Annotated in this window: 11 protein-coding genes; 4 read left to right on the forward strand and 7 right to left on the reverse strand. The window is 37.5% G+C overall.

The window, feature by feature from the left end; genetic code table 11:
- The first annotated feature begins 10 nt into the window (after positions 1–10).
- Complete coding sequence (locus RZN25_10495; GenBank protein ID MEQ6377250.1) at positions 11–172, forward strand: YuzL family protein; 162 nt, start codon at positions 11–13, stop codon at positions 170–172.
- Between the two features lie 183 nt (positions 173–355).
- Here RZN25_10495 and RZN25_10500 read toward each other — a convergent pair whose 3' ends face one another.
- The 3 genes from RZN25_10500 to RZN25_10510 form a co-directional block, all read right to left on the reverse strand.
- Positions 356–514, reverse strand: coding sequence for a hypothetical protein (locus tag RZN25_10500; protein MEQ6377251.1), 159 nt, complete (start codon positions 512–514; stop codon positions 356–358).
- A 1,192-nt stretch (positions 515–1,706) separates the two neighbouring features.
- On the reverse strand, positions 1,707–2,966 hold the full coding sequence (locus RZN25_10505) for an ABC transporter permease (protein ID MEQ6377252.1): 1,260 nt from the start codon (positions 2,964–2,966) through the stop codon (positions 1,707–1,709).
- Positions 2,959–3,858: an ABC transporter ATP-binding protein gene (locus tag RZN25_10510; GenBank protein ID MEQ6377253.1), complete on the reverse strand. Its 900-nt coding sequence runs from the start codon at positions 3,856–3,858 to the stop codon at positions 2,959–2,961. Before RZN25_10510 ends, RZN25_10505 begins: the two co-directional genes overlap by 8 nt.
- 167 nt (positions 3,859–4,025) lie before the next feature.
- Between RZN25_10510 and RZN25_10515 the strand changes: the two genes are divergently transcribed.
- On the forward strand, positions 4,026–4,211 hold the full coding sequence (locus RZN25_10515) for a YhzD family protein (GenBank protein ID MEQ6377254.1): 186 nt from the start codon (positions 4,026–4,028) through the stop codon (positions 4,209–4,211).
- 611 nt (positions 4,212–4,822) lie between these two features.
- On the opposite strand, the gene RZN25_10520 is transcribed toward RZN25_10515, so the two are convergent.
- The 3 genes from RZN25_10520 to RZN25_10530 all read right to left on the reverse strand — a co-directional run bounded on the left by RZN25_10520 (position 4,823) and on the right by RZN25_10530 (position 7,288).
- Positions 4,823–5,593 (reverse strand): enoyl-CoA hydratase, encoded by a 771-nt coding sequence (locus RZN25_10520; GenBank protein MEQ6377255.1) that lies wholly within the window; start codon positions 5,591–5,593, stop codon positions 4,823–4,825.
- A gap of 113 nt (positions 5,594–5,706) precedes the next feature.
- Entirely contained in the window at positions 5,707–6,057 is a 351-nt protein-coding gene (locus RZN25_10525) for a YlbF family regulator (GenBank protein ID MEQ6377256.1), read from the reverse strand.
- A gap of 94 nt (positions 6,058–6,151) precedes the next feature.
- Positions 6,152–7,288 (reverse strand): DUF445 family protein, encoded by a 1,137-nt coding sequence (locus RZN25_10530; GenBank protein MEQ6377257.1) that lies wholly within the window; start codon positions 7,286–7,288, stop codon positions 6,152–6,154.
- 135 nt (positions 7,289–7,423) lie between these two features.
- Here RZN25_10530 and RZN25_10535 point away from each other — a divergent pair, with 135 nt between their 5' ends.
- Entirely contained in the window at positions 7,424–8,749 is a 1,326-nt protein-coding gene (locus RZN25_10535) for a YheC/YheD family protein (protein ID MEQ6377258.1), read from the forward strand.
- 57 nt (positions 8,750–8,806) lie between these two features.
- Positions 8,807–8,998 (forward strand): hypothetical protein, encoded by a 192-nt coding sequence (locus RZN25_10540; protein ID MEQ6377259.1) that lies wholly within the window; start codon positions 8,807–8,809, stop codon positions 8,996–8,998.
- Between the two features lie 175 nt (positions 8,999–9,173).
- On the opposite strand, the gene RZN25_10545 is transcribed toward RZN25_10540, so the two are convergent.
- Complete coding sequence (locus RZN25_10545; protein ID MEQ6377260.1) at positions 9,174–9,449, reverse strand: metal-sensitive transcriptional regulator; 276 nt, start codon at positions 9,447–9,449, stop codon at positions 9,174–9,176.
- Between the last annotated feature and the right edge of the window lie 131 nt (positions 9,450–9,580).

A 9,580-nucleotide genomic window follows, 5' to 3' on the forward strand; every position in this document is an offset into this window, starting at 1 on the left:
GGTGATTGGAATGCCAAAACGTACAAAAAACCCAAGTCAACGTGCCGTTAGTGCAGCAAGTGTGAAAGGTTTAAAAAATCGTGGTCAAAATGAGGAATTTGGTAAGGAACACTTACATCAGACAACGAATATGCAATATGGAGCTGAAAATACGAGTAAGGAAGATGATTAATTTTTTATTTGTTTGGTAGGAGTGTAAGACCCCCCTGGGCAATTGTTGAGTTGCCTAGGGGGGTCTTTCTGCAGTTTTGCTCACATATTTTTTGTTTTGCGTCGAAGTTGTTGGCGGTTCGACGCTCTTTAATGACTTTTTATCATTTTTGCGCTGAAGATGATGTGAGTTCGACACTCTTTGTTAGCTTGTGATCATCTTTAAGTCGAAGATTTCCTGATAAGAAAACCCAAAATAGTGTTTAAACATGATTAACTGACGATCTTCATGTGAACATTGGTCTAAAACCATAAAGACTTCACTCTTTTCTGGTATTCCGTGTTCTGATTCTTCTTCTTTCAATACCGTCTGCCCTCTCATCTTAACGAGTAATTTTTTTAAACGGTATTTTTTGCGAAGATGTGTATGAAAAACATTTCTGGCAATAAAGAATAACCAAGTCTGTGGTTGAGAGTTCCCTTGAAAAGACTCGCATGCTTTACAACTTTTATATATACTTCTTGCGTTAAATCATAAGCATCTTCTATAGAACCACTTTGCAAGTACATATAATTCAAATCTCTTGATAAGGGTCATTTAAACAGGCTTTGATCAAAACCTCAGTATCCAATTTGCGTGTTCATAATAATAGTCGCTCATTCCGTACAGTTTCTTACAAAAAGATTTATGTATTGATTGTGGGAGAGTGTCTTTGCTCAGTTTGAGTCCTTTATGCTCAAAGCTTATCCCTTATGCTCAGAATTAACCCTTTATGCTCGGGTTTGGATATCCCTATGCTCAAAATTTGTAATTTTATGCTTAGTTTTTCAGGGAAAATGCTCAAGATTGCCCCCTATAGCTCAGAGTATTTCCTTTATGTTCAGAATCATCATCAAATGCTCGGAATCTGATATACCTATGCTCAAAATAGAAGAGATTAAGCGCTGCTTTTATAAATCAATGCTCTATGTGAACTCTCTAAGCTCAATTCAGATTCATTAAGCTCAGAATTTATCTTCTATGCTCACCCCTAGCTCCATCATCAAATTAATAAGAAAAGCGTAAGCGCCCTTCGAAACAAGAAAATCACTTGTTGCTGCGAAGAAAATTCTTAGAAGCATTTCTTGTGATCATCGACGTAAGGCGGTGGACCTCGTCGATATTAAGGATCGTCGGCTAAAACCGTCCCATCGTGTGGTGACCTACATCGTGTAGGCCCAAAGGAAACACGGTTCACGAGGGCTCGCATCCTGCGAGTCAGTTCGGTGTTGCGACAAATGTTTTCGGTGGGCCGAGTAATCGGATGTCGCGTTTTTAACCGAACCTCCTTCATCGATGTTGACTTATCGATGGAGAGGAGGGAACCGACTCTAGTCGATAGGGCGCTGGAGCTAGACAAATTTTATACTTTCTTGTAAGAAAACTTGGCATTCGCCAAACCTTTGTAGCGAATGCCTTAGTTGCACATATGCAGATAGGAAGGTTTTATACTTTCCTATCTGCCAAAAAAACACGGTCATCCCCCTTTAGAGACCGCGGCAAAACCATTAATAAGTTAATCTTTCTTTGACAAAGACAACGCTTGTTTAAAATCCTTCAATGAGGATGAGGCACCGTACAAAAGAACTCCTCCTCTGTAGACTCGAGCCCCTATCCATGCAAATAATGTAATAGTTCCTATCAAAATTCCAATAGATAAAGCGACTTCCCAAATCGGAACATCAAGCATTCCGACACGTAAGAACATAATCATTGGCGCGAAGAATGGAATGTAGGAAGTAATCGTTACAAATGTGGATTCAGGCATATTTAAGCCAAACATCGAAATCATGAACCCAGCCACTACCAATAATGTCATAGGAGTAATGATTTGCTGAGCGTCCTCTATTCTACTTACTAAAGATCCAAGCATGGCTGCTAGTGTTGCATAAAGTAAATATCCTAATAAGAAAAAAACTACAGCATAAACAAAGATTGAAACATCCAGGTCCTGAACACCGAAGTATTCGAAGTAGCCACCCGTTAGCTCAGATTGATTGTTTCTTAATGAAAAGTATCCAGTTAGAATAATAGCTAAGAATTGTGTTAAACCAATCAGAGCTACGCCAAATATTTTGGCAAACATCTGTAACACAGGTGGTGCACTGGAAATAAGGATCTCCATAACTCGTGAAGCCTTTTCCTTTGCGACTTCCATAGCAATCATATTTCCATACATTAAAACAGCAAAATAGATTAAGAATAGAATAATGTACACTAATCCTCGTGCTTGTGTAAGTTCTTCTTCTGTTTTTGCATTGTCTTGTAAAGCTGATTTTTCAAAGGAAACAGGAGCAAAAATTTGTTGGATGGTTTGCGGATCAAGATCAGCTGCCTGAGTTGCAACGCTAACTTTTACCTGCTGCAAGGCTTGTTGCACTTGGTTACTCACTTGATTTTCAGCAATCTGCATCGCATAATAAGTTGCCTGAGGTACCTGTTGATTATCTAAAGTCACATGCAGGAGGCCATCATACTCACCACTATTAACCGCTTCTTTTCCATTCTCCAAATCTTCCGAGTAAGAAACTACTTGCAGCTCATCCTCAGTCATAATCGCCACCTGTTGACTTAAAGAATCAAATACAGCACCTGTATCATCAATTACGGCAACTTTACGATTATTTTCTTCCCCATCACTAAAAGAATCCATAATGGATTGTAAATTAGTTAACCCAATAATTAATAATATGGTAATAATCGTAGTCGCAATAAATCCCTTTGACTTTAATGTGCTAGTATACGTATGACATAAAATAATCCAAAACTTACTCATAGGAAGCACCTACTTTTTCAATAAAAATATCTTTTAAGGAAGGTTCTTCTAAGCTGAACGTTCGAACGAATCCTTTCCCAGCTAAAATTTCATACAATTCTTTGGCTATCTCTTCTCTCTCCACCTGTAATTCACAACCCTCAGCAGTTGGAGAATATCGAACGACTCCTTTCTCATTTTTCAAAAAGTCGACATTGAAATCAGCATGAATTCTAATGGTTTTCTTACCGTAGGCTCTTTTAACATCTTTTAATGATCCATGGACAACCGGTTTACCCTTATGTAATATACAAAGATGTTCACATAATTCTTCAACGTGCTCCATACGATGAGAAGAAAATACAATAGAAGTCCCATTTTCCTTTAATTCTAGTACAGCATCCTTTAAAAGCTCCACATTTACTGGATCCAATCCACTGAATGGCTCATCCAAAATTAATAGTTTTGGATTGTGGATAACAGCTGTTATAAACTGAATCTTTTGTTGATTCCCCTTTGAAAGCTCTTCTACTTTTTTGTTTTTATAATCAGGGATCTTAAAACGTTCCAGCCAATAATCCAGTTCATTTAAAATACTGCTTTTATTCATTCCTCGAAGTCGACCTAGGTATACGAGTTGATCTTTCACCTTTAACTTAGGATATAATCCTCTTTCCTCAGGTAAATACCCAACAATATGACTCAACTTATCGTCAATTCTTTGCCCGTTCCAGGAAATACTTCCTTTTGTCGCATCCATAAGCCCTAAAATCATCCGAAAAGTTGTTGTCTTTCCAGCTCCATTCGCCCCAACAAAGCCAAACATTTCACTTTCCGGTATGGATAAAGATAGGTCATCTACAGCTACAAAGCTCCCAAAACGCTTTGTTACATTTTTCAACTCAAGACTCAAAGTATTCAACTCCTCCTTCTTTCTATGAAAAATTACGAGGTATGTTTCAAAAAAGTTTCAAATATACTAATCTTGTTAAAATTTTTCATTTGCATGCATTCTATTACTCATTTTTCAGTCCATATTGTAAAATAAAGAAGAATATGGAAGCAAGGGGGGAGAAACTAGTGAAAAAATACTTCTTAACAGTTTTTGAAAAGGATGGATCATCGCTTTTAGATGAGGTATTTGAAGAGGAAAATGACAGGCAAGCCAAAACAAAAGGGGAGCAATTATTAGAGGAAAAAGGATATCTTGAACACACCCATCGTTGCGTAGCACCAGAAGGACATCTTGTACTGTTCCATAGATAATTTTTAGAAAAACTTGGCATTCGCCAAGCCTTTGTAGCGAATGCCTTAGTTGTACTTATGCAGATAGGAAAGTTTTATACTTTTGTATGAAAACAGACCCTGTAAAACTTTTGTATACGTGATCAAGTCACAATAGATGGTACTTCTATACCGTCACAACCCGTTTCTTATGCAGGGTATCCTTTTTCAGGATCCACCAATGTATATTTCGACCTGGTCATATTGTTATTAAAGGTATTCCCAAAGATGAACAAGATTTATCCTCCTTGTTTGATTAGGAATCCATTTTCATGGTAGATGGTGGCTCCGCGAAGCGAGCCATAATGATTTCTTATCTTTTAAGAAAAGCGCAAGCGCCCTTTGAAACAAGAGAAGCACTTGTTTCTGCGAAATAACTCTATGTAGCTTTCCTTACTCGGGGTGAAGATTATTCGATGAAGCTTTTCGCTGGAGCTAGACAAATTTTATGCTTATCTTTTAAAAAAGGTCATCAAGGGGTTATCTTGATGACCTTTTGCTGTTTAACATTTGATAAAATGTAATCTAGACCTTCCATTGATGACCTTTTATAAATAATATAGGTCAAAAGGTAATCACCTATTGAAATACCCTTATTTCCCTTCGAATTTGGGTCTTCTTTTTTCTAAAAAGGCTTGTACACCTTCTTGGTGATCAGCAGTTTGTCGCATTTTCCATTGCATTTCTTTTTCTTGTTCCAAGTATTTTTGAAGCTCCTTATATAAGGAACGGTGATAGATTAACTTAGTTGCAACAACTGATTGAAGTGGACGGCTATGCCAATATGCAACGACTTCATCTATAAGGCTTTCCAAGTCCTTTTCGACGATTAAGTCCACTAAACCATGTGTTAGAGATTCTTCTCCTTCAAATTCCTGCCCGCTCCAAATGAATTTGGATGCCTGCGTCACTCCAAGGCGTTCTTTTAACCAGAAATGTCCCCCACCATCTGGAACAAGACCAATTCCAATAAAATTCATGGATAGCTTATGTCTTTTGTGAGCGATTACATAATCACACGCCAACGCAAGACTAAGTCCCAGACCAACTGCAGGTCCCTGTATCATTGCAATTACTATTTTATCCATCAAGTAAATCTTAGTGATAATCTTTTCGATAAGTTCCATGATGTCATTAAAAGTTTGTTGATCAGAGATTTCCTTCATCATTGAGATGTCTCCGCCAGAACAAAAACCTTGCCCTGCTCCTCGCACAATCAAAAGTTTATGATCGTTTTGGTCCACCATTTCTAATGCCTCATCCAATTCAAGCAACATTTGTGAATTGATAGCATTAAGCTTCTTCGGTCGATTCAAAGTTAGAATAGAAACTCCCTGACGACTCTCTAAATGAATGAATTCCATAACCATTCCCCCCTTGTCTATCTATGTTGTAAAATTCTTGTTTTTTTGAAAAAATCCTTCTTTTGGGAAGAAAAAAGCAGACGATTCCCTTACTTCGTCTGCTTTCCCTTTTTCTATTGATCTTGACCATAAAGCTCTTCAAGGGGCTTCGTAATAATGGTACTAATATCATTAATTAATACATTTAAGCGTTGCTCTTCTTCCATAAGTTTAGAGATCACTGGGTTTTGTTGAACAACTTCTACTACTTTTCTGGCCTTTTCAACTTCTTCTTCAGTGATTTCTAAACCTTGCATTTGTTTTTGTTGAAGTTCAAGTTGTGTATCACGGAAGTCATCAAACATTCTTCTTGTTGACTCGTCCCCCATTACAGCATCAAAGGCTTGTTTCAAACTTTTGAACTCGTCACTTTCTCGGATTGCTTTTTCCATATCATTGGCGATATCATAAGTATTTTTTGACATGTACTGTTCCTCCTTGGAATTCATGGTCGGAACCATTTTTTACTGACCCTACCACTATAACAAAGTGAGAGTCTTCTGTATAGGAATATGGGCATTAGTTCATAAGTGTGACAAAAATTCCTTGCAAAAGTCCTATGATTCCTCCAAGTAACGCTCCTAAATAAGTGATCATTTTAAATTCTTTCTTTGAAATGGATAGCACCATTTCCTCTAAACGTTGAACGGAAAAAGATTCTACTTCATTTTTCACAATATCCGCAAGATGCAGACGGTCCATTAAGGAATCTAATCGCGTGGATAGGAAATCACCTGCACTCTCCACAACAAGAGGAACAAGTTTTTCCACAACATAAGGACGTATAGTTTCGAGCCACTGACTAACAGAACGATTCAGCCAATCTTCAACTGGCAACATATTGGAAACAACGTCTCCTAAGTGGTCCGCAATTTGAAAAGAGCTGATTTTTTCGTTCAATTCCTCTACAGGTTTTTCAAGAAGCTTTTCATATTCATTTACAAGTAATTCATAGACCATATGTTGTGCACTTTCAGAATGTAAGTAATCGATTAGGGCAGGTTGGAGTTTATCTGTCAATCCGTCATTTCCTAAAAAAGAGGAAAGCATATTCCCTAAAAATCCTTGTCCTTCTAAAAATTTTTCCGTGATATTCCCCATCATCCTGCGACCATCAGAACTTCTCATATAATTGGAAATTTTATTTAGAATATAACCACTTACATACTGAATGGAGGTTTCCGCTTTCTCCGAGAGTTCGCTTCCAATTAGTTCTTTTATGGTCTTATCGGAATGGGACAAGAGAATTTCCTGTATATTTTTCCCTATAAGTGAGGAAGCTTTCTCCTTGAGCATTTTTTCATCTAATCCAATTGAAAGTTGGTGCAATACCTCTTTCAACGTCTTCTCACTTTTCAAAAGATGAGTAATTTCATCTTGAGCCCAAACCACCATTTGCTTTTTAAACTCAGGTTCTTGAAATTTGTTACGTATTCCTGTTGGTGTTAACAAGTGTTGGACAACTATTTTTCCTAATTGTTCAGCTAATTCCTCTCTTCTTTTTGGAATGAGACCAGGAGTAAAAGGAAAGCGTTTTTTCCCTATGTAAACTGGTCGATAAGGTCTGAATAACATTTTTATTGCTAGTGAATTGGTTACTCCTCCAATAACTGCACCGATGATAACCATTAAAAGAATTAGCCAAAATGGGGACATACTACATCTACCTTCCTACATTCATTATCCTTTTTATTTTGGATGAACTTGTCACCTTCGTCAAGTTAGCAATTCATGTTTTTATTTTGGAACTCATATAGTAGTAAAAATACGCTTAAAGTAGGAGGAAAAATCATGGAATTTATTGATGTCCAAGTACGTTCACATAATGGTAGAAAAAACAGAATTGCTCTTCCAAGTAATCTGTATCATAAAGGAAAGGACATTAATAAATTACAAATAGGTCATGATGTCTATTCTTGCTCTTTTTTTATACACCCCCATTCTAGTAGTATTCATTTACCTCAGCACATGTTTGAAAGACTCCATATAAACAGTGGAGAAGAACTCCCTCTTCATTTTGCAGAAGACAAATTAATTCTACGTCCTCTCATTGGGATTTGGATGGCTGGTTTTAATTGGAAAGGTCTCATCTATCCAAAAAGAACAGCCTATGCCAAAGAACTATTACAAACAGGTGCAAAAATGGGATTTACTTGCTTTCTTTTTGGTTATCAACATATAGATTGGGAAACCAAAACTATTCGCGGCTTTCAATGGGAAAAGGAGGAATGGAAACAAAAATCTTTTCCTGTTCCGAATGTTATTTATAACCGTTTACCAAACAGGAAGGTGGAGCAGCATCCTTTCATAAAAGATGCCTATCAAAAAATATCTAAACATTCTACCATTTTTAATCCCTCTTTTTTTGACAAAGGTTATATTCATGAAATGCTAATGGAGGATCCAATATGCCATCCTTATATTCCAGAAACTATTCTCCATCCATCCCTACAAGGACTCAAAGCAATGATAGAGGAACATCCTTCCATCTATATTAAACCTAGAAACGGAAGTGTAGGAAAAGGTCTCATTCTATTAAAAAGAGATAGAATTAAAAATCACTACCAAGTGGATCGCTATCATAAAGGTAAAGTGGAAACTACTTACTACCCGACCCTAACTTATTGGTATGACCGTACATTCCCGAAAGGAGCACAGGGGTACTTAGCTCAACCCGATGTTCAATTACAAAAAAAGAAAGGATTTCCCGTCGATTTTAGAGTTCATACCAACAAAAATGATATAGGGGAATGGGAAGTTTCCCTTATTGCCTGTAAATTTGCAGGCAAAGGAAGTATAACTACACACGTGGAACATGGAGGAAAGGTATTTTCCTTGGAGGAAATCTTTACGGCCAAGGAAACTGATTGGTTAAAGCGAAGATTAACTCAAGTCTCTTTGCAAATGAGCAAAGTCATCGACAAGAATATAGAAGGAACTGTAGCAGAAATTGGTTTTGACCTTGGTATTGATGAGGAAGGAAGAATTTGGCTATTCGAAGCAAATTCGAAGCCAGGTGTTCACATATTTCAAACAGAGAACACCTTGAAGTTAAAACAAAATGCATTGCGGTTCCCATTTCTTTTTGCAGCATATCTCTTAACGAAAAATGAGTAGGATCCTTGCATGATGGCAGAAAAGTCTGTGAACAATAGGGATAAGGAGGTGTTTTCGATGGCAAAGCCTCATCCTAGAAAACAAAAAGATGTTCGAGAAGAAAAAGAAGTGGATGTTGACCGAATGATCAACGAGGGAATGGCTGGTGGCACAGTTAGTCATGAATATGGGCATGTGCATCTTGAACATGCAAGGGACTTACCCGATGAGCATGAACCATTTCCAACTACAGAGGAAAAAGAAGAATAAGAAAAGCGCAAGCGCCCTTCGAAACAAGAAAAGCACTTGTTTCTGCGAAGTAGCTCTATGTAGCTTTCCTTACTCGGGGCAAAAACTTCGAAGATTACTCGATGATGCTTTTTCTTTGGAGCTAGACAAGTTTTATACTTTATCTTGAAATAAAGCCCGGAATCACCCGGGCTTTTTATCTGCTTTTCACAAGCATCTGTACTGCTTCTTGAATTAAATCATCCGTTGACTCACCAGAATCGAGTTGCACACGAATACAAGTTTCTAAATTTTTTGCTACTACAAATCCAGCTGCACGATCTATAGCTGAACGAGCGGCAGACAATTGAGTGATGACATCTTTACAATCCTTACCTTCATCCATCATTTTAATAACACCACGAATCTGTCCCTCTATACGTTTTAAACGGTTCTTCATATCCTGGGAGTACTCATTCGTTTGTGGTTGCATAGTCTTCTCCCCCACCTTTTTTTTAATCTAAGTTTCTTACTAAGGATATGTTGATTATACAATACCTTTGACATTAAGAAAAGCGCAAACGCCTTCGATCATCGACGTAAGGCGGTGGACCTCATCGATAT

This window comes from Bacillaceae bacterium S4-13-56 (assembly GCA_040191315.1).
Taxonomy (GTDB): Bacteria; Bacillota; Bacilli; order Bacillales; family JAWJLM01; genus JAWJLM01.